Here is a 19,831-nt window from a genome sequence, read left to right on the forward strand (position 1 = left end):
TTACGCTCTGGCAAGGATCAGTGACGTATTGATACCGCCAAAGGCGAAATTGTTGCTCATCAGATATTCCGCAGCAATGGCGCGCGGCTTGTCCCGGATATAGTCAAGCTCGGCACAATCGGGGTCGGGGGTCACAAGGTTTGCGGTCGGAACAAAGGTTCCTTCGCGCATCATCTCAAGACCAAGCCAGGCTTCAATGGCGCCGCATGCCCCAAGAGTATGGCCAAAATGACCTTTCAGGGTATGGATCGGAACGGCACGTTCAAACACGGCGCGCGTGGCTTTGCTTTCTGCGAGGTCGCCATGATCGGTTGCGGTGCCGTGACCGTTGACGATGTCGATATCAGCCGGTGACAGGCCCGCATCTTCAAGCGATTTGCGCAGGGCGATTTCCATCTTGTCGGCCTGTGGCTGGGTGATGTGTGCCCCATCGGAATTGGATGCAAATCCGACAATCTCGCCAAAGATGGTCGCACCGCGCGCGACGGCATGTTCATATTCTTCAAGGATCAGGGTCCCGGCCCCTTCACCGATCACCAGACCATCACGGTTCTGATCATAGGGGCGCGGGGTGATTTCCGGATGATCGTTATTGTCGCTGGTGGCAAACAGGGTATCAAACACGGCCACCATGGTGGGGCAAAGTTCTTCGGCACCACCGGCAATCATGACGTCCTGCATCCCGTATTTGATGGCCTCATAGGCATAACCGATCCCCATGCTGCCCGATGTACAGGCGGTTGATGTGGGAATGATCCGCCCGCAAATACCATAAAGGACACCAATATTGACCGCTGATGTGTGGCTCATCATCTGGATATAGCTGGTCGCGGTAATCGCGTTGCTGTCACCGGTTTCCATCAGTCGGGTAAAGCCAAGAACGGGCGGGGTGCTTCCGAATGAAGACCCATAGGCAATGCCAAGGCGTCCCCCCTGCAGGATTGATTTTTCGTCGCGCAGGCCCGCCATTTCAAGTGCCCGGTCGGTTGCGGCAACCGACATCTGGGCAACGCGGCCCATGCTGCGCAGCTGTTTGCGGTTGAACTTCCCCTTAAGGCTGAAATCTTCTACCGGACCGGCAAGGCGGGTTCGGAGATCATATTTCCCGTCCCATTCATCCATGCGTTTGATGCCGGTTTCACCCGCATTCATCCGTGATGAAATGGTTTGCCAGTCATTGCCCAATGCGGTGATCCCGGCCATGCCGGTTACAACAACCCGTCTGGTCATAGCATCCCCCCGTTCACGCTGATGACCTGCCGGGTGATATAGGACGCATCGGCACTGCACAGGAAGGCCACGGTTGCCGCAATTTCATCAGCGGTGCCGTAACGACGCATCGGGATCATGGCCTTGACCTCGTCTTCGGGCAGGTCATCGGTCATTTGCGTTTCAATAACCCCCGGTGCCACGGCATTGACGGTGATCTTGCGTTTGGCAAGTTCAAGTGCCAGCGATTTAACCGCACCAATGATACCCGCCTTGGATGCGGCATAGTTCACCTGACCGCGATTGCCAGCAAGTCCGGCAATCGACGTCAGTGCAACGATACGTCCACCTTTGCGACGCTGGATGATCGGCATGATCACGGGTTTCAGGACATTGTAAAAGCCATCAAGATTGGTGTGCAAGACACTGTCCCAATCTTCATCTTCAAGTGCGGGAAAGGCATTGTCACGCGTCAGACCGGCATTGAGAACCACGCCATAAGGCGCGCCAAATTGTGCGATATCTTCCTCAAGCGCGGTGCGTGTTGCGTCACGATCTGCAATGTCAAAGCAGATCAGACGGCCCTGACGACCAGTCGCAATGACATCATCAAGAACCTTTTGCGCGCCAATCTGATCGGAATTGTAATGCACGATGACGTCAAATCCGTCGCGGGCAAGGCGTCTTGCGGTGGCGGCACCAATGCCTTTGCTGGCACCGGTTACCAGTATGGTTTCTGTCATGGCTTTGCCGTGTCCTGATTAATGGTCGTCGTGTTTTCTTGTTGTGCGTCGTTTTCCGAAGCGGGCTGATAGACATTGATCTGTGCAAAGACCAGAACAGTTTCCCTGTTTCTGACTTCGCCTTCAAAGACGCCCATCTGTTCATCTTCGAAGATGTTTTTTACAAAGACATCAAGACAACTGCCAGCCTGAAACCAATCGCATGCAAGGGTCATTTTGCGCGTTCCCAGAAGATAGCCGATCCGGGGCGGCGAGGTCGGGTCTTCCTGCTTGCCGCGCCAGCCGCTATAGGCGGCAACGGCCTGCGCGATATATTCAATCCCGACATAGGCCGGAACCCCAAGTCCTTCCTCGAAAAACATGCTGTTTTTGTGAATGGTGACGCGGGCATGGAGTGTTTGCGGATCAGCCGAACATACCTCGTCAATCAGCAGCATCGGGGATGCATGCGGGACCAGTTCATCAACAGCAGGGATGGCAGAATGTTCATTCATGATGACGGGCCACTATTGTTAAAACCGCGCCCGAGAATTACGGACACATTGCTGCCGCCAAAGGCAAAGGAATTGCTCATCATTGCAGACTGATCAGCTGGCGCAAGACGCTGACCGACGGTTTCGACCAGATTGATGGCAGGAATCCCGGGATCAATAACACCATCCCAGATATGGCGGGGCAGCGGTGCACCATCATGCATCTGGTTGAGCGACAACCAAAGAATTGCAGCCTCGATCGCCCCCGCCGCACCAAGGGTGTGACCGGTCATTGGTTTGGTGGAACTTACTGCGACCGGGTGATCAAATATGGTGTGAACCGCGCGGGCTTCCATGCTGTCATTAAGCGGGGTCGCTGTACCATGCAGATTGACATAGGAAATGGCGTCTGTTGGCAAACCTGATTGTTCAAGGGCTGCGCGCATTGCCGCCATCGCCCCGATCCCGTCAGGATGTGGTGCGTTCGGATGATGGGCATCGGACGTTTCGCCGACCCCCATAACAGCAATCTTGCCGCGATCCGGACGCATGACAAACAATGCTGCCCCTTCGCCAATATTGATCCCGTCACGATTGATACTCAGCGGATTACAGATGCCTGTTGCAACCGAACTCAGCGAATGGAAACCGCGCACGGTCAGGCGGCATAGGCTATCAACACCGCCAACCAGAACCGCATCACACAAACCCGCCCGGATCAGGCGCTGGGCCGCGCCAAACGCCTTGGCACTTGATGAACATGCCGTTGAAATCACATAGGCCTGGTTTTGCAGATCAAGCGCATCGCGCAGGAATTCGGCAGGTGATCCGATTTCCTGATCCTCATAACGGAAACTTTCCGCCCAATGGCCGGTCGTCAGCCGGTCGCGATAGCCAGAAGTGCCTTCTTCGATCCCTGATGTACTCGTTCCAAGAATGACAGCGACCCGGTCCTTGCCAAATGTTGCAATAACATCGGAAATTTCGTCAGAAATCTGGTTTGCCGCAGTCCAGAGCAAACGGTTGTTGCGCGTATCGTAATGACCAAGATGATCGGGTAAAGGATCAACCGCCCCGGTAAAAGTCCCCAATATGGTGCTTTCACCAACCAGATAGTCCTCATGCAGACGCATGTCTGCCGGGCGATCACCAAACAGCGTTTCCGATGATTGGGCGATCCCCGTACCGAGGGCCGATACCATGCCCAACGCGGACAGAAATGCGGGTTTTTCGGTCACGTTCATGGCGTCATCCGCCTTGAATTAATGGCAAGATCATAGCCAAGTGCCAAATTGCGCAACGTTGCCTGACCCTGCCAGGGATCACCATCAGGACGGTTGATCTGCATGAAGATATCGCCATCATTTTGGGTCTTGATCATGCGTTTGTTGCCTGTCTCCGAAATCGACAAATCAGTGCCAAGGGCGCTGCGCACAACATCGACCGGCCAATAGGTCATGATCATATCGGCAAGCAGGCGACGCCCGTCAACCATTCCGGAAACCCAGTCTGCGGTGGTGATATCAAGTGCATTTTCTGTCCAGTCGATATCAAGGGCACGGCGTCCCAGATCGTCAAGTACCGTGATTTTGACGCGGTCGGCATTGATGGCAATGCGGGCAATAAAGGTTGCGCGATCCTGCCCGGATTGGGGGGGCGGGTTCTTCCATTTTGCCGAAACCTGCTGGGTGACATTGATGACCGTGTCTTTCAGCCAGGGCTGATCGGGAAGTGTCAGCGCAGCACCACTGACCTGATCAAGCACGATCACGTTATACGCACTTGTCCGCGCCATTTCCGAAGTGGAACTGGTCGATATTTGCGTACTACATGCACCGAGCATCACGGCGGTCAACAAGGTCAGGACTGATCGCATAGGTCGTGCAACATCTTAAGGTAATGGTCGGTTTTGCTTACCAGTGGATTGTCGATATTCCAGGCGTAACCGGCAAGGATCGAGACAACCATGCGCTTGATCTGTGTGTCGTCGGTCGGCTGATTGAAAATGATCGTCTGAAGGCGCTCGTCATACCATGCGTCAACATAGGAACGAAAGGTCGCAACCCCCTTTTCGAGCGGGTCGGCATAGTCCTTTTGCCAATCCACGTCTTTGCCCTGATGATGTTCGATCAGAACCTTGGCGGCCATTTCGGCTGACTGCAGGGCGATGGTTACCCCCGATGAGAAAACGGGATCAAGGAACCCGGCGGAATTACCCAGCAGGGCATACCCATCCCCGAATAGCTGGTCGGACTGGGCACTGTACCCGGCAATCGCATTCAGCGGCCGGGTTGGTTTGGCGTCGGCCAGCAACGTGCCCAGTCGGGTCTCGTTGATCAGTGTGTCAAAGATATCCTGCTGTTCCATGGCTGACCATTTGGGGTCTTGGTCCGGAAAGATAACCCCGACCGATGACGTGCCGTCCGAAAACGGGATCAGCCAATACCAGATTTCATGATGGGTCGGATGAACCGTAATCAGGATCTTGTTCCGGTCATAGTCCGGATCGGTAATGTTGTCCTGAATATGGGTAAAGAGTGCCCGCCGCTCTGTCGAATGGTCCGACCGTGCAATGCCCAGCATGCGGGGCAATACGCGTCCGTAACCACTGGCATCAAGGACAAATCCGGATCGAAGATGCTCGACCGCGCCCTGATCATTTTCAAATGTCAGTTGGCATTCGCCCTTGGCAAGTTCGGCACGGGTTACCTTGTGACCAAAACGGATATCAATGCCCGCATTTGTCGCATGATCGGTCAGGATTTTGTCAAACCGGGCGCGTTGGACCTGAAAGGTTGTTCCCCAGCCGTCGGTTTCGAAATTCTCGCGAAAATCGATGGCCTGATATTGCGGGCCGCGTTCAAAGACAGCACCATTTTTGAACTGGAACCCGGCTTCTTCGACAGCATCCAGAAGACCTGCACGTTCAAGAATATTCATGCAATTGGGCAAAAGGCTTTCGCCAATCACAAAACGTGGAAAGGTTTGTGCTTCCAGGACAATAACACTGAGCCCGGCATCATGCAGAAACTTGGCTGCAACCGCACCCGCCGGTCCGGCACCGATAATCGCAACATCGCAATCGCGCATTTGTGTTCTTCCTTTCGATTACCGGCTGTCGGTAGTGTCAGCTTGTGCGGGTATTGAACACATCCAGTAGGAAAGTATCCAGGCACAGGCCAGACCGATTGAAATGATGGTGCCGATGGTATTGACCACCGGTACCGAGCTTGTCGCCAAAAGCCCAAAGGCCAGAATGCTGCTGATCAGGGACAGGAACACGGCAAAGCGGGTTTCCGTCTGTTGGCCGTGATGTCGACTTTCAGAGGTGAAAATCGCGTAATCCGCCCCGATGGCAAACACCAGAAACAGCGCCATGATTGCAAAGAAATTGATCGTCACACCCAATGCGAATGCTCCGATAACGGCAATCAGGATGGCAATCAAGGGTGCGGCAAGGACGTTCAAACCGGCATATGCACCATATCTTATGATGGCAAGGATACCGGCAACGATCAGTGATGCCGCAAGCGCAATCGTGGCCCAGTTCCGGTAATGCGCGAACTGGGCTGTGATGGTTTCGCGCGGATTGATCAGCCGGGCATTGCCAATGTCTGCAATTGCGTCGCGAATGGCATCGGCATCTTTAACGGCACCAAGCCGGATAATATCGGTTTCCCCGTGCTGCAAGCTCGCAAGGGCCGGGATGGTCCCCAAAATATCCGGATCAGGTTCCAGAAAATCACTTTCGGTATGTTGGGTGGGAGTTTGGACCGGTAATGATGCCCGCAGCTTTGCCCCAAAGGGTTCTTCCAGTTCCTTAGCCACCAGTTCGCGGTTTTCTTGCTGTCGTTTAATCGATGGAATGACATCGGACAGACCAAACAGACTTCCCAGAATACTGTCCCGGATAATCGGGGTGAGGGCGGTGCGTACAGCTTCACCTGTTTCGAGGCGGTCCTGAACAAGACTGCCATCAATGCGGATGAATTGCGGATTGCCCCCTATCCCCAGCGTTTCGCCAATCTCGCGGGCATCTTCGATCAGGGCTGCATTGCCGTGACCAAGGGCCGCTATATCGTCATTGGCGGGCAGGGAATAGACGGTTGTAATCAGGCCGATGACCGCACATGCCAGAACCGCCAGACGTTGTTTCTGAGGGATGCGGACTTTCAGCAAAGCGTTATCAATATGGGCATAGATCGTGCGGATGGCTGACCGGTCCCTTGCATCACGATGGGGCAGAACGGGCAGGATCGTCACCACAGTGACATAGGCCGCAATCAGTCCGGAAATGGAATAAAGCGATATCTGTGCAAGCAAGACTGTCGGCGTCACGGCAAGGGCAGCAAAGCCGCAAACAGTGGTCAGAAGCCCAAGCCGCAAGCCCGGACGAATATGCGCAAGCCGTACGCTGGCAGCCCCGACCGACTTTGGCAGAACCAGAAAATGCAGCGCATAATCAATCGAAATGCCAATCAGGCTTGCACCAAACACCAGTGCAATGGCGTGGATGCTGTCAAAGACGACAACAAGGGCGGTAATCCCGGCAAGCAATCCACTGCCCACGGTCAGCAGTGTCGCAACCAGTGGAAGTGTCGACATAAATACACCAACCACCATCATGATCACACCGATGGTGGCAATTATCGCTATGCGTTGAACGTCGCTGCGTGCGTGGCTGGCTTCTGATACGGCAAAGAAAACCTGACCGGTTTTTGCGATGTGAAGCGCAGCATCGGATGCGCTTCTTGTCGCAATCACATCGTTGATCTGTTCCACCCATTGCGCTTCCTGCCCGTTGGTGCGGACATCCGGCGACAGGGTGATGATGATTGGTGTTGCAAACCGGTTGTCATCCTGAACCAGACCGCTTTGTCCGATCTTGCTGCCAAGCTCGGACAGAAACCCCGGAAGAAGCGAAAATGGATCGTTTCCAAGCGACTGAGCACTGATCATGGATGACGGGGAATAAAGATCCTGCAAGGCACGACGAAACAGTCGCTGCCCGTCACCATTCATCAGACTATCGCGATCCTTTTGCGATAGAAGCCCGTTGGCATGCTTTTGATAAAGCCCATAAAGGGACTGCGCATCACCGGTTTCAAAGCCCGGCAGGCTGACATTGTTTGTGCCAGCAATGTCACGAAACTCTTGGGCCATATCCCGGCTTGCGGTCTCAAGGGCATTGCGATTGCCATGTGAGACCATAACGATGGCCTGACGGGCATCGCGTGCCAAAAGATCACGGACAATATTGATATCTGAAAACCGTTCGGCGTTTTCCGGACCACTTTCCTGCCCGATCAGGGCAAGAATATCGCCATCAATGCGGCTGTGCTTCGCGCTGATCTGCCAGACCGTCACGATCCCCATGACCAGCAGACAGATCACCCATATGGTGGCGCGCAGCTTCATTATTGTGCCTGCCCGGACAGAAGGATTGCGATATCACCGGGCAAGGGCAGGGATGCCTTTGCCTGATTGCCAAGTGTGATGTCATCATAATCGCCAGATGGCTTTTTAATCGTGACATGTTCAACAAACTGATCGCCCGATGCCGTGATCTCGATGATCTGATCTGCAATCGGAAGACCGGCAAGCGGGACAAGTTTTACGTGCCAGGATGCGTTGTTTTCGCCGGTTTCCGGGGGCATTTCGGCAATGGTGAAATGTGCCGACAAGGCATCCCAGTTTCCGGCAAGAACGGCAGAAATTAGGGCGATGAATTGATGAAACTGTGCGCCACTTGCAATGACTTCTGTGCTGCCATCGTCAAGCACACGGGTAATCCCGCGATCTGTCATCACGGTGGTATCGGGGAATGGTTCCTGATTTTCCCACACCAGCCCGTCTTTGGGGGACAGGGTAAAGCTGCCCGTTGAAACAAGGGGCTGATCAAACCCGTTCAGGTGCCGGTCCAGTTGAAAGACCCCGGTCAGATAGGCATCATCGGAAATTGAAAGTGGTGCGGAAATACCCGCACTATCGGCCCGCACAGATGAAACCAAAGCTGAAATTGTCATCAGAATGACAATGCCAAAGGTCACCAATATCTGCTGTGCGATGGTGCGAAGCCTGATCATTTTTGTACTTCCAGCTTGGAGATCAGACATTCCGGGCTGGCAAACAGCATTTCGCCGGTCGCCTTTTCAACGGCAACCTGAATGGTAAAGCCCTTGGTCAGCTTGTCACCGGTTTTGGCGTCGGTAATCAGATAATCAATCTTGAGCCGGTTTTCATATTCCCTGAGTGTTGCGGTAATGCGGATTTCCTGTCCGAACCGGCAGGGACGGACATATTTGACCCGCATATCGACGACCGGCCACAGATAGCCGCTTTCATCCATCTGCGGATAGTTATAGTCAATCTTGTCAAGCAGCGCACAGCGGGCATTTTCAAAGAACTGAACGTAATTGCCGTGCCAGACCACATTCATCGGATCAAGATGATAGAACTGGATGGTTTCGGTGACGGATGCGGCTATCATGCGACCTCCCCGTCATAAAGTGCCCAGTGGCGGCCCTGAATACGTGAAATCACCAATCGCAAGGTCGCTTCAAGTGGCTGGTCTTCATCGATAAAGCCAATGTCTTCCTTAAGCTGGTCGATAAAGCGGACAAGGTCCGGGCCGAGTTGCGCTTGCGTAATCTCGCCCGATTTCTCCCGCAGGCGGATGGCCTGAAGGGCGGCAATCAGGTTGGCTGCAACCACCTGTTCGGTCAGTTGCAGGACACGCAGGCAATCGCGCGCGGCAATCGTGCCCATGCTGACCTTGTCCTGGTTATGACATTCGGTGGATCGCGAAAATACGCTGGCCGGCATGGTTTGTTTCAGGGCCTCTGCCGTCCAGGCTGAGGCACCGATTTGGACGGCCTTCAGGCCATGATTGATCGATGCACGATCAGCCCCCGATCCCGACAGGTTGGATGGGAGGCCGTGGTTGAATCTGGTATCAACCAGAAGCGCCATCTGCCGGTCCATCAGATCGGCCAGATTGGCGACCAGTGTCTTCATGCCATCCGCAACAAAGGCAATGTGGCCGCCGTAAAAATGACCGCCATGCAAAATGGTGTTTTCACCAACATCAAGCAGCGGATTGTCATTTGCACTATTGAGTTCGATTTCAAGCGTCCTGCGGAAGGTGGGCATCATATCGGCCAGCACACCAATCACATGCGGCGCGCAGCGCAATGAATAGCGATCCTGCAAGCGTGCCGGTTCGTAATCCGGTCCAAGATGAGCAAGATCATTCTCAATCCATGCTGCAATCTGTGCCTGTCCGGGGTGGGGCTTTGCCGCGAAAAGCCGTTTGTCGAAATGTGCGGGATTGCCCAGAAGGCCAATGCTTGCCATTGCCGTGATACGGCTGGTCAGTTTGCATAGATATTGCGCGCGAACAAATGCCTGACACATCAGAGCCGTCATAACGGCCGTGCCATTCATGATGGCCAATGCTTCTTTGGGGCGCAACACCAGTGGCGTCAGGCCAGCTTGCTCAAGTGCATCCTTGGCTGTTGTTTGGGTGCCACGATAGAGCACATCGCGCTCGCCGATCAGGGCCGCAGCAACATAGGATAGCGGGGTCAGGTCCCCGGATGCTCCGACCGATCCTTCTTCGGGGATCAGCGGCGTAATGTCATGGGCCAGAAGGCCGGTCAGCTGATCAAGAAGATCGACACTTACGGCAGAATAGCCACTGCAAAGTGATGCCAGACGGACGGCCAGCACCGCACGCGCCTGATCGGCGGGCAGGATGTTGCCAAGACCGCAGCCATGAAAACGGCTTAGATGCAGGGGGAGTTCTGCAACCAGTTCGGGGGGCACGCGGCGAGATACTGAATCCCCATAACCGGTGGTGACCCCGTAAATATGACCATGCTCGCGCAATTCGCGATCAAGGAAGTCCGCGCCGTTCTGGATGCGATTGCGGAACTCTGCGTCACCAGACAGAACCGGTTGGGCGCGCTGTTCTGACAGGGCAATCACATCCTCGATCATCAGATCGTTCTCGCCGAAAATGATGTTGATGTGATTATTGGTCATTATCTGCCTTTTTCTTCGCCCAGAAGTCATAGAAATTGAACCATTGCAGCGGTTCATTAACAACAATCTTTTCAAGCCATTGCGCATACAGGCTGGCGTAATTTTTGATCGCCTCTTCGCGCTTTGCACGCGGCAGGATCATCTGATCGGCCAGCTTGTGCCAGGCAATCCTGAATTTTTTCCCCGAACGCCATGCCGCAGCCGAGTAGACCGGGCATTGCAGCAAATAGGCAAGGATAAACGGACCTTGCGGGAATGGTGCGTCATCGCCCAGGAACGGTGTGTGGACCGTTTTGTCGCGTGCGCCAATCGCAACGCGGTCGGCGGCAATCACCACCCATTCCCCCCGGTCAACCCGTTCGCGCAGCATCATCGCGGTGTCGGGGCCGATTTCGGTGACTTCAATCAGGTCGACCTGACTTTCGGGGGCAAATTTCTTCAGGACGCGACCAAACCGGGCGGCATTCTTTTGATGCAGCAACACATTGACGCGAAAATCGCGATCCCGGCTGGCAATGGCGCGCACCAGTTCCATATTGCCGAAATGCGAAACCAGCAGAACCACTGCCTGATTGCGCGGCAAATAATCAAACAGGCTGGTGGCATCATCGGGAAGGTCAAGATTGCTTTCTTTTAGCCGCCCGCTCCAGGCGGCGATCTTGTCGAGTGCGCTTTCACCAAACTGAACAAAATGGCGAAACACATTCATGCGCGTTGGTGCAATATCCGCCCCGGCCTTTTGCGCGCGGCTCAGAAAATCATGTGACGCCTGTCGGGCAGCGCGACCGGTCAGGTAGAAGTAAAAAATGATCGGCAACATGATCGCCAGACAAAACCGCCGACCGCAATAGCGATACACCATGCCAAGGAACCGCATCCCGAAATAGATGCCCCGTTCATCAATCTCTGACCAGTGCTCGGACGGTGGGGGTGTTGCGCTGTGTGATCCCGTTTTCCCGGTTTGGACAAATCGCCCGCCCCGGATCACAAATCCCGGCAACCGCCAGATCATGCCAAAAACCAGTCTGGTATGCATCCAGCTGATCAGGACATTGTCTTTCCACATCCGGAAGTTTGATGTGTTTCCTTCGGGGTATGTCACCTTGGTCGGAATATGGATCACCGGCACACCGCGCCAGAACAGACGCACCATCAGTTCGGTGTCAAAATCCATCTTTTTGCCAAGACCCTCTTCGCGCCAGACCGCAAGGCTTTGTTCAAGCGGATAGACACGAAACCCGCACATGCTGTCGCGGATGGCAAAGGAAAGCGTTTCAATCCACACCCATACATGGGTCACCCAGCGCCCGATTTTGCGCCCGGTCGGAATGCTGCCGTCATAGATCGGAAGACCGGTGATCAGTGCATCCGGGTTACCATTTGCCGCAGTCAGCATCTCAGGGATCCGGGCAAGGTCATGCTGCCCGTCGGCATCAATCTGGATGGCGTGGCTAAATCCGGCCTTCCGGGCAATTTCCATTCCTGTCATGACCGCCACACCCTTCCCGCCATTACGTGGCAGCCGATAACAGATCACGCCATTTTCCGGATCATGAAGGCTTTCGACGACCTGCCGTGTCTGTTCATTTGAGCCGTCATCAATGATGAACACACAAAGATCATGGGCGCGGATCGATGCAACGACATCAGCCAGAACGCTATGATGATTATGGGTCGGGATCAGCGCACAGACTTTCACGCGACGTCACCTTGGTATGTATCGGGCGTGCGTAACTTCAGGGTGCCCGAACTATGCAGATCGGCTTCGTCGGATCGGTAACAGAATTTAAGGCGCCCTGCCGCTGCGTCATAATCAAGTTCAAGTTTGATGACGTCGGTGGGTGTTATTGGTTTGCGGAATTTAAGCTGGCTCACCTCGGACACATTGCGTGATGACCCGAAAAGTGACGCGCCAAAAAGGGCGGCCCAATGAAGCTGTACGACGCCGGGAAGGATCGGTTGCCCCGGGAAATGCCCCTTGAAGCAGGTCATGCCGGAATTAAGTGCAAGCGTCATCGAAAGGCTGTTGCCATCGCGTGTCTGACTTGAAACCGCCGGAAGAGTATTGCCATTGTCATCAAATAGTGCGCGCAACAGATGCAGGGGCTTCTTGCCCTGACTGTCTGTCGGAAGGGCATCAACAAATCGCCAGCGCTGTGGTAATGCCGCGTCATCTTCAAATTGCGCAAGATCGCGGCGCAAAAGGCGACCCATCCGGAAACGGCCGCGCTTTTGCAACTCTGTCTGGCCCGTGTCGGTCAGAACCGCCACAACGGCCAGTCTTTGATCATCTTCATGGGCCAGAAGTGCAACAGCGTCTTCGACAAGGTCGCTTTGACGAAGGTGTTCTTCCACTGCTCCAAGCGAAACACGCTTGCCCTCGATCTTTACCACCCGGTCGGCACGACCTTTAAGCACGAAGCTATGGTCATCGATGTTAATGTCGACCCTGTCCTGTGTCTGATACCAGTCATCCCCGGCAATATGGTTTGCACGCACGCGCAGACAGCCGTCATCATTCAGTCCGGTATCCAGCCCCGGAAGCGGATGCCATGGTGTGTTTTCACCTTGCTGTTGACGCCAGGCAATGCCACCGGTTTCGGTGCTTCCATAAATTTCGGTCGGGCAGGTGCCAAGCATCTTGGTGGCGGCCTGTGCCGTCGGTAAATCAAGTGGTCCGCCAGAACTCAGGACAAGTGCCGGGCGTGGCGCATGGATCAGATCGGGATGAAGGTTTTTAAGCTGTGCCGGACTGGTAACCAGCATGTCACCAGTTCCCAGTTCGGCAAGAACCATTTCCCAGAACGGGGCCGGTTCGGCACGGGTGACTTGCCTGTTCATGACCGGCCAGATCACCCGAAAGATCAGACCATAGATATGCTGATGGGAAACAAGTCCGATGACCCGCGATCTTTCCTGCATCAACGGGCACCAAAGCAGGGACTGGGTTTTGATTTCGTCCTCGATCTGGGCAAGGGTCTTTATGATCGGCTTTGGGATGCCACTTGATCCCGACGTAAAGAAGATGGCCTTGCAGGATCTTGCATCCGCAATAGTGTCATGCGGATCATTTGCCGTTTCCGGATCGTTCGGATTGCCAAGCAGATCAGCGATGCGCACATCATCCAGATGTGTATCAAACTGCTGCCCGATTTCATCGAGATACCCGCTTTTGTCCGTCGCAGGCAGGATTGCGGTCGAACCGGACCGCCACACGGCCGCAAGAGCAATCAGGAACAGGCGCGTGGACTGGCAATAGATCGAAACGCGCGATCCCGGTTCAAGCATTGCAGCAAGCTTGTCGATATCGGCCTGAACGGTGCCGACATTGATCGTGCTTCCACCTTCGAGAAACAAGGCGGTTTCAGTATTGCGAGGATCACTGAGGTTTGTGAAAAAAACGCTCATGCGTTCTCCTGCCGGGGATTGTTTTGTGATTTCCGGTTATGGCGGGCGCGCAGGATACGGCGCACCGGCCATTCCCCAACGAACAGAACCCCGATCAGGACATAGGAAATCAGTCCGTTATAAAGCGTCCATGTTTCGATACTGGTATAAAGGGCAGTCCATGCCGCAACGGTGCCATTCAGAACAAAGAACCCGACCCATATGCCGGTCAGTTTGCGGGTGTAAGCGATGGCATAGGCATCAAGTTCACCAGACCGAAGCCGTGCAAACCGTTCAATCATCGGCATCCCGGAAAACAGGGATAGTCCAAACAGGGCGGCAAGGGTTGAACTGACAATGACCGGATAAAAACGGATTGCCACCAGCGCGCTGGCAATCCCCGCAGAGCTCAGAATGACCGCAATCACAAGAAAGCTTGCCGCCTGTGCGCGTTTTCCACTGCCAAGAAACAGGGCGGCACGCAGGACGACAGCAACAATCAGCATGATAAGGATCAGACGTGGCGAAAAGATCGAAAGCCCGAAATAAACCAGTACCGGATAGGCAATACCCAGTATCGCAAGCAGAATGGCGCCGACGCGACTAGGAGCTGACCAGGTCATGAATTTTCTCGACCACGTCATCGACGGTTCTGACCGATTTGAATTCAGTGGCCGGGATTTTCTTGCCGGTAAGTTCCTGGAATTTGACGATCAGATCGACAGCATCGATGCTATCAAGATCAAGGTCTTCCATCAGGCGGGCATCGGGCGTGATGTCTTCGGCCGGGACCTCGAACAGTTCGACCAGATAATGCTGCAACTGGTTATAGACTTCGTCGCGACTATGCATGGTTACGCCCCTTTCGCTGACTGAATGAATTTGGCCAGGTTCTGAACGGACGCAAAATGTGTTTTGACGTTTTCGTCTTTGGCATCGATACGGACATCATATTTTTTCTGAAGCGCGACGCCAAGTTCAAGCGCATCAATAGAATCAAGACCCAAGCCATCAACAAAAAGGGCTTCGGTACTATCAATGTCATCGACCTGCACATCTTCGAGATTAAGCGTCTCGATGATGAATGCTTTAAGTTCTGTTTCCAGCGAAGTCATATGTCAATCTGCTCAAGAAGTATTCTTTGATGAACCGGGTCAACGCACGCGATTGTTTGGCACGCGGCAACTCGGGATCATGAATATCGTTGAATATTATTGGTGGATCAATTTCCAGCCGGTATTGGATTTTTGACGGCGGAATACGATACCACGGAACCCCTTTTTTCAAGGTATCGTGATTACAATGTACAACCACAGGAATCAAGTCGGCTTGTGTTTCTATCGCTATGTTTGCGGCTCCGCGCTGAAGCTTGCCAAGCTTGTGTTTTGGCGGGGTTCGGGTGCCTTCCGGGAAAATCATGATGTTGGCACCGGACGCCAGATGGTGACGTGCCTGGGTGATCAGGTTTTCCGGATTGTCGTCATTCCGGATAAAGCCCGCCGCCCGAACAACCCCGAACAGGAACGGATTGCGAAACAGTTCATGTTTGACCACACACTGGCACCGGTCCATCCGTGACAGGATCATCACAACATCCAGAAGTGTCGGGTGATTGGCGATAATCAACGTACCCTGCGCATCCTTAAGCCGGTCAAGGTTATATGCCTGAACCCCGGCAACCCCGGTGATATCCAGCATCCAGGCAAACAGCCGAAAACCCCGACAGATGACAAACTGGGCATATTGACGGCGTTTTGCGCGATTGCGCAGAATGACCATCATGGCCGGAAAAATTGTCAGGGCCATAAACAACCCGCCAAGACCAAAGCTGCCAAATGCAAAGCCGGTTGCAATCAGCCGCCAATACCAGTTCAGGCCGCGGACTGGTTTCGGATGGGAGGGTGTCGGGGCCAGGGCGGAATCAGTCATGTCTTGAAAGTGTCCAGGCGGTGGTTTTGCCGACAATATTAATGCGCTCTGTGCGTGATGACAAAAGCTCGACCATCGCTTTTGCCTGATCGAATGCTTTGCCGGGCAAAAGCATATTGCGTTCTTCCGGGGCAAGGTTTGCGAAACCAAACAGATTGTCCGTGCCGGATCCCGCCTTGTCATGTGGATCAAAGCGAATGGCAAGCGCCATGCCCGTATCGGATTGTTCAATATGGTCCTGATAAATATCAGGTAGAGGCAGATCAACGAAGCACAGGACAACCGGTCGCGGGTCGGTAGCAAGTTGTGCAAGTGTTTCAGTCATTGCTGCGATCAGGGTGTCATCACCTGCTGAAATGGCCGTATGGCTTGCGGTGATTGACCAGTTGATGGATGCAACTCCGATAAAGGCATTATGGACCGACATGCTGAAATCAGCTGGCGACAGAGCCTCGTCCGTTGCGACCTGATGGAGCAGTTTGACGGTTCGTTCGATATTGCCATGTCGGGAACAGAATACGATGCGCGGATTGTCTGTTCCGGCAAGTGTGTGTGCAAGAACCTCGGCGGCGGCGCGACCAAACAGGTCAAGACGCCGCCGCCAGGCCGGTTTTATACTTTGCGCCAGTTTGGCCGGATCCGACTGTTCATGCGCAATCAGGTCTTCCCCGTTGCGTTTTACGGTCAGCGTAGCCTGACCATCGGTATTTTCCCAAAAGGCCCATTGCGGCATGTGGGCGCAAAGCAGCGTCATCTGAAGTCCTAGTTGGCAAGGGCTGCGCGGGCAGAGACCGCACGCAGGATATCCTGTCTCAGGTTATTGACCCAACGGTTATAGTTCCGATGAATTTGAGTGCCATTATAGTTCAGATTGGCGCTGTCGACATAAATGATCGAATACTTCTTTTGATCAAACGCGATCGCGACTTCAGCACTATGAGAGCGCGGGTTATAGGTCGCCTTGAGGTGACCTTCACTTTCGCGCTGAACGATCCAGTCACGTGCAGATGCGGTCTCAATGATGGTTGCCTCGATTTCTGCCATGCTGAGCTTTTCAACATCGCTCGGGAAAGGCTGGTTCGAGAAATTCTGAACGGTTGCCGTGCACGCGCCAAGTGCCACCAATACAATGGCAACAGCTGCAAGTTTCAAGCTACGCATTTTGATCTGCCTTGATTCTTTGTTGAAAACGAATTCAATTGATCGCGTTGATTGTCGGTCGAATGACATGATTTTTATGGAAGTCGACCGTGCTCGTGTGACCAGATTTCAGCAATAATGGATTGTGTTGGTGGCGACAAGTACCACTTTCGGGATAGAGGGCGCAGACGGGATTGAGCCGACATATTGTTGTGACGGCAATGTGGTTTATGTGCTTTACGTCCTTGATGATTATCGGGAAATATCCCGGCCGCCGCGCAAGATGATCTCGGCAGTGGCGCACGAAATCCTCGAAAGCCTTGTGGCGATGATTGCCGGCGGATCTGATGGCCGGGTGTTCAAGGATCAGGACGGGCGTCCATGGGGTGAGATTGCAGGCGCGTCATTGGCGGTATCAATAAGCCATTCACGCAATGTCATTGCCGTGGTGCTTGCGACACAAGCTGACCTCGGGGTTGGCATTGATGTCGAATATATCGATCCCAGAAGGCCCGTGGCTGAAATGGCTGTCCAGATCGGTATGCCATCCTCAGCAGAAATCGGTGACTTTTACGATGGCTGGTGCCGTTATGAGGCACTTTTCAAGGCAACCGGCATTGTCGACCCTGAACAGCAGGGGCGTTTGGTTGAATTCATGGAAATTGATCTTCAGATGCCCGCTGGTTTTGCCGGGAAACTCGTTGTTGGTCGAGGTTGACCACAGGTCTCTGCTCAGCTGTCTGCTCCGCGATGAGTTGTTGCGGATTTGTGAAATGTTTCCCGCTCTGGCCCGGTGACATCTGCGGTCAAACAGCAAGAACGGCATATTTGAATTCGGCCAGGGCCAAAAAAGGACGCATTGCCATGCTCGGAGCGTCCAGACAAGTCTCAGACAGTGCTTCTGGTAAGCTATTGTATTTAATTGATTTGTTGCGGTGCATTTGCGGGCCGAGCCGATCTTTTCAACAGTGTTTTTGATTTTTTCAAAAAAAAATTGCCCGAACGGGTTGCGATATTCGGAATTTGCGACATTTTCCGCTTTAGAAAATGTGTGCTTTCCAGTAGAGCTCACATCTAAGTGACTGATGGTCACTATTGTCGCGTGCATCTGTTCTGTGCTATGCATGCGACAGGGGTATTGGGGAATTCGTCTGGCGCATTATTTGCGCCATAGGAAGAAATAGGTTTGCGCATGTCTGACCGGATAGTCACGGCACAGGATACCGGTGAGGATGAAGGTGATGACCCGTCGTTGGAATCATCGGAGATAGCAAGCCATCCGGATATGGAATTGGATCAGGATATGGACGCCAATTATTGTTTTGCGGATATCTATGTACGTAACGCCCCCAGCTATCTGAAAGGTTTTCTCGGCTCTGTGCAGGAACCTATTCATGGTGAACTGCGCGACCCGAATACTGGTCTTCTGGCCTTCGAGGACGGCGTTTGTGAAATCTCAGCCACTTCGTCATTTCTGACGGTTGCGATGTCGGCCTCGGATGACAAGGGGCTTGATCAGATCCGTGGTTATTTCGAAGAAAAATTGCGGAGCCTGTCTGATCAGCAGATCATCGAATTTGACTGGCGCAAACATTGACCAACGGTCATTAACAGATCATCTGGCAGTTCAAAAGGTTGCCAGATTGCTGTCTGATCAGCACCTCATGCAGGCACAAAGACGCAAACGGTCTTTGTGCCTGATGTCGTTCGGGAGCTGTTTGATCCACCAGGATGTTGCCCTTCATCATCTTGGGATAAAAGGCATAAAGCCGCGAACGCCCGGTATTCGGTGAACTGAATCAGTTCGATGCTGCCGAACTGGTGCATTGATCCACAAGGTGGAAGTAACCAGAGGTGATCGGGGCCGGACGTGAGTTGAAGGCTGATGGATGAGTTTTGGGTGTTCTAATCAACGACGAACCGATCCCGCGCCCCGCGGACAACTCGCGTAACATATTCCGCGATTGCCGCAACACTTCTTGTATCCTTGGTGTCTGGATGCTGGAGCATCCAGTAATTTCGGGTGAAGCGGATTTCAGGCAGCAGACGGACAAGGTCGGGCACGCCTTCGGTGGCGTAGTCATGCAGGATGCCGATCCCATGCCCGTTGCGCACAGCCTCCATCTGGGCGACCACGCTGCCGCATTCAAAGCGGCGGCGCATCAGTTTGCCAAGGCGGGCTGCGTAGTCAAGGGCGCGGCTGTAAATCAGGTCTTCGATATGGGTGACAAACAGGCGGTCTGAAAGATCGGCCTCGGTCCGTACATCGCCATAACGTTCAATATAATCCCGGCTGGCATAGACGCTCAGCGTATAGTCGGTCAGTTTCTTGATGACCAAGCGCCCCTGTTTGGGGCGATCAAGGGTGATGGCAATGTCGGCTTCGCGCTGGGACAGCGAAAATGTCCTTGGTAGTGGCACAATCTGAATCACCAGATCAGGGTTTTGCGCCGCAAAGTGAGCCAACTCACTTGCAAGAAAATAGTTTCCCAAGCCGTCGGGGACGCCAACGCGCACCGTGCCGCTGATGGTTTCGGACTGGTTTGAAACGGCAGTTCCGGCACGCAGAAAGGCGGATTCAGCGGCCTCTGCTGCAGCCATTAGTTCCTGTCCCGCCGTGGTTAATTCCGATCCGGTGGTGCGCCGTTCAATCAGCTTGGTGCCGAGTTCCTGTTCCAGTGCGGTAAGCTGTCGGCCAACCGTTGCATGGTTAAGGCCAAGCTGGCGGGCGGCTGCAAGGATTTGCCCCTGTCTGGCGACGGCAAGGAAGATACGGAAACGATCCCAGTCCATGGTAGCAACTGACCTTTGATGACTTTAATTTTTGCACATCGAATTTGCAGGAATGATAATTGATGTGCATCGCAGTGCATAGTCATAATGGGTTACTTTGCCGGTCATGAA

The 19,831-nt window shown here is 53.8% G+C and carries 21 protein-coding genes; 2 read left to right on the plus strand and 19 right to left on the minus strand.

All coding sequences use genetic code 11. The features are described 5' to 3' along the window. From TH30_RS10885 to TH30_RS10970, 18 genes are read right to left on the minus strand one after another with little or no spacing between them, the layout of a single operon-like run. Window positions 1-1,230, minus strand: a complete 1,230-nt coding sequence (locus tag TH30_RS10885; protein ID WP_114098122.1) for a beta-ketoacyl-ACP synthase — start codon at window positions 1,228-1,230, stop codon at window positions 1-3. Then, window positions 1,227-1,952, minus strand: a complete 726-nt coding sequence (fabG, locus tag TH30_RS10890) for a 3-oxoacyl-ACP reductase FabG (protein WP_114098123.1) — start codon at window positions 1,950-1,952, stop codon at window positions 1,227-1,229. Before fabG ends, TH30_RS10885 begins: the two co-directional genes overlap by 4 nt. Continuing rightward, on the minus strand, window positions 1,949-2,446 hold the full coding sequence (locus TH30_RS10895) for a hotdog family protein (protein ID WP_114098124.1): 498 nt from the start codon (window positions 2,444-2,446) through the stop codon (window positions 1,949-1,951). Before TH30_RS10895 ends, fabG begins: the two co-directional genes overlap by 4 nt. After that, on the minus strand, window positions 2,443-3,669 hold the full coding sequence (locus TH30_RS10900) for a beta-ketoacyl-ACP synthase (protein ID WP_114098125.1): 1,227 nt from the start codon (window positions 3,667-3,669) through the stop codon (window positions 2,443-2,445). Before TH30_RS10900 ends, TH30_RS10895 begins: the two co-directional genes overlap by 4 nt. Further along, window positions 3,666-4,301, minus strand: coding sequence for a DUF3261 domain-containing protein (locus tag TH30_RS10905; RefSeq protein ID WP_114098126.1), 636 nt, complete (start codon window positions 4,299-4,301; stop codon window positions 3,666-3,668). Before TH30_RS10905 ends, TH30_RS10900 begins: the two co-directional genes overlap by 4 nt. Further along, window positions 4,286-5,515 carry an NAD(P)/FAD-dependent oxidoreductase gene (locus tag TH30_RS10910; RefSeq protein WP_114098127.1) on the minus strand — a complete coding sequence of 410 codons (1,230 nt, stop codon included), beginning with the start codon at window positions 5,513-5,515 and terminating at the stop codon, window positions 4,286-4,288. The genes TH30_RS10905 and TH30_RS10910 overlap by 16 nt, the downstream gene beginning before the upstream one ends. Before the next feature lie 18 nt (window positions 5,516-5,533). Beyond that, complete coding sequence (locus TH30_RS10915) at window positions 5,534-7,843, minus strand: MMPL family transporter (RefSeq protein ID WP_114098128.1); 2,310 nt, start codon at window positions 7,841-7,843, stop codon at window positions 5,534-5,536. Then, a complete protein-coding gene (locus tag TH30_RS10920; protein ID WP_114098129.1) occupies window positions 7,843-8,511 on the minus strand; it encodes a LolA family protein in 669 nt (222 codons plus the stop codon). The genes TH30_RS10915 and TH30_RS10920 overlap by 1 nt, the downstream gene beginning before the upstream one ends. Then, a complete protein-coding gene (locus TH30_RS10925) occupies window positions 8,508-8,915 on the minus strand; it encodes an acyl-CoA thioesterase (protein WP_114098130.1) in 408 nt (135 codons plus the stop codon). The genes TH30_RS10920 and TH30_RS10925 overlap by 4 nt, the downstream gene beginning before the upstream one ends. Further along, window positions 8,912-10,471, minus strand: coding sequence for an HAL/PAL/TAL family ammonia-lyase (locus TH30_RS10930; protein ID WP_114098131.1), 1,560 nt, complete (start codon window positions 10,469-10,471; stop codon window positions 8,912-8,914). Before TH30_RS10930 ends, TH30_RS10925 begins: the two co-directional genes overlap by 4 nt. Next, window positions 10,461-12,170: a glycosyltransferase family 2 protein gene (locus TH30_RS10935; RefSeq protein ID WP_114098132.1), complete on the minus strand. Its 1,710-nt coding sequence runs from the start codon at window positions 12,168-12,170 to the stop codon at window positions 10,461-10,463. The genes TH30_RS10930 and TH30_RS10935 overlap by 11 nt, the downstream gene beginning before the upstream one ends. Continuing rightward, the gene (locus tag TH30_RS10940) at window positions 12,167-13,879 is read right to left on the minus strand and encodes an ApeI family dehydratase (RefSeq protein WP_114098133.1); all 1,713 of its coding nucleotides are present in this window, start codon (window positions 13,877-13,879) and stop codon (window positions 12,167-12,169) included. The genes TH30_RS10935 and TH30_RS10940 overlap by 4 nt, the downstream gene beginning before the upstream one ends. After that, window positions 13,876-14,481, minus strand: coding sequence for a COG4648 family protein (locus TH30_RS10945; protein ID WP_114098134.1), 606 nt, complete (start codon window positions 14,479-14,481; stop codon window positions 13,876-13,878). The genes TH30_RS10940 and TH30_RS10945 overlap by 4 nt, the downstream gene beginning before the upstream one ends. After that, on the minus strand, window positions 14,462-14,710 hold the full coding sequence (locus TH30_RS10950) for an acyl carrier protein (RefSeq protein ID WP_114098135.1): 249 nt from the start codon (window positions 14,708-14,710) through the stop codon (window positions 14,462-14,464). The genes TH30_RS10945 and TH30_RS10950 overlap by 20 nt, the downstream gene beginning before the upstream one ends. A 2-nt stretch (window positions 14,711-14,712) precedes the next feature. After that, window positions 14,713-14,973 carry a phosphopantetheine-binding protein gene (locus tag TH30_RS10955; RefSeq protein ID WP_114098136.1) on the minus strand — a complete coding sequence of 87 codons (261 nt, stop codon included), beginning with the start codon at window positions 14,971-14,973 and terminating at the stop codon, window positions 14,713-14,715. Beyond that, the gene (locus TH30_RS10960; protein WP_114098137.1) at window positions 14,948-15,787 is read right to left on the minus strand and encodes a lysophospholipid acyltransferase family protein; all 840 of its coding nucleotides are present in this window, start codon (window positions 15,785-15,787) and stop codon (window positions 14,948-14,950) included. Before TH30_RS10960 ends, TH30_RS10955 begins: the two co-directional genes overlap by 26 nt. Continuing rightward, the gene (locus TH30_RS10965; RefSeq protein ID WP_114098138.1) at window positions 15,780-16,541 is read right to left on the minus strand and encodes a beta-ketoacyl synthase chain length factor; all 762 of its coding nucleotides are present in this window, start codon (window positions 16,539-16,541) and stop codon (window positions 15,780-15,782) included. Before TH30_RS10965 ends, TH30_RS10960 begins: the two co-directional genes overlap by 8 nt. An 8-nt stretch (window positions 16,542-16,549) precedes the next feature. Then, a complete protein-coding gene (locus tag TH30_RS10970; protein WP_147251976.1) occupies window positions 16,550-16,948 on the minus strand; it encodes a hypothetical protein in 399 nt (132 codons plus the stop codon). A 130-nt stretch (window positions 16,949-17,078) separates the two neighbouring features. On the opposite strand from TH30_RS10970, the gene TH30_RS10975 reads away from it, so the two are divergent. Both TH30_RS10975 and TH30_RS10980 read left to right on the plus strand, forming a co-directional pair. After that, window positions 17,079-17,645, plus strand: coding sequence for a 4'-phosphopantetheinyl transferase family protein (locus tag TH30_RS10975; protein ID WP_147251977.1), 567 nt, complete (start codon window positions 17,079-17,081; stop codon window positions 17,643-17,645). Between the two features lie 474 nt (window positions 17,646-18,119). Further along, window positions 18,120-18,524, plus strand: a complete 405-nt coding sequence (locus tag TH30_RS10980) for a DUF2218 domain-containing protein (RefSeq protein WP_114098141.1) — start codon at window positions 18,120-18,122, stop codon at window positions 18,522-18,524. Window positions 18,525-18,832: 308 nt separating this feature from the next. On the opposite strand, the gene TH30_RS10985 is transcribed toward TH30_RS10980, so the two are convergent. After that, window positions 18,833-19,720, minus strand: coding sequence for a LysR family transcriptional regulator (locus tag TH30_RS10985; RefSeq protein WP_114098142.1), 888 nt, complete (start codon window positions 19,718-19,720; stop codon window positions 18,833-18,835). Window positions 19,721-19,831: the final 111 nt, after the last annotated feature.

This window comes from Thalassospira profundimaris, from assembly GCF_003326795.1.
GTDB classification, from domain to species: Bacteria; Pseudomonadota; Alphaproteobacteria; order Rhodospirillales; family Thalassospiraceae; genus Thalassospira; species Thalassospira profundimaris_C.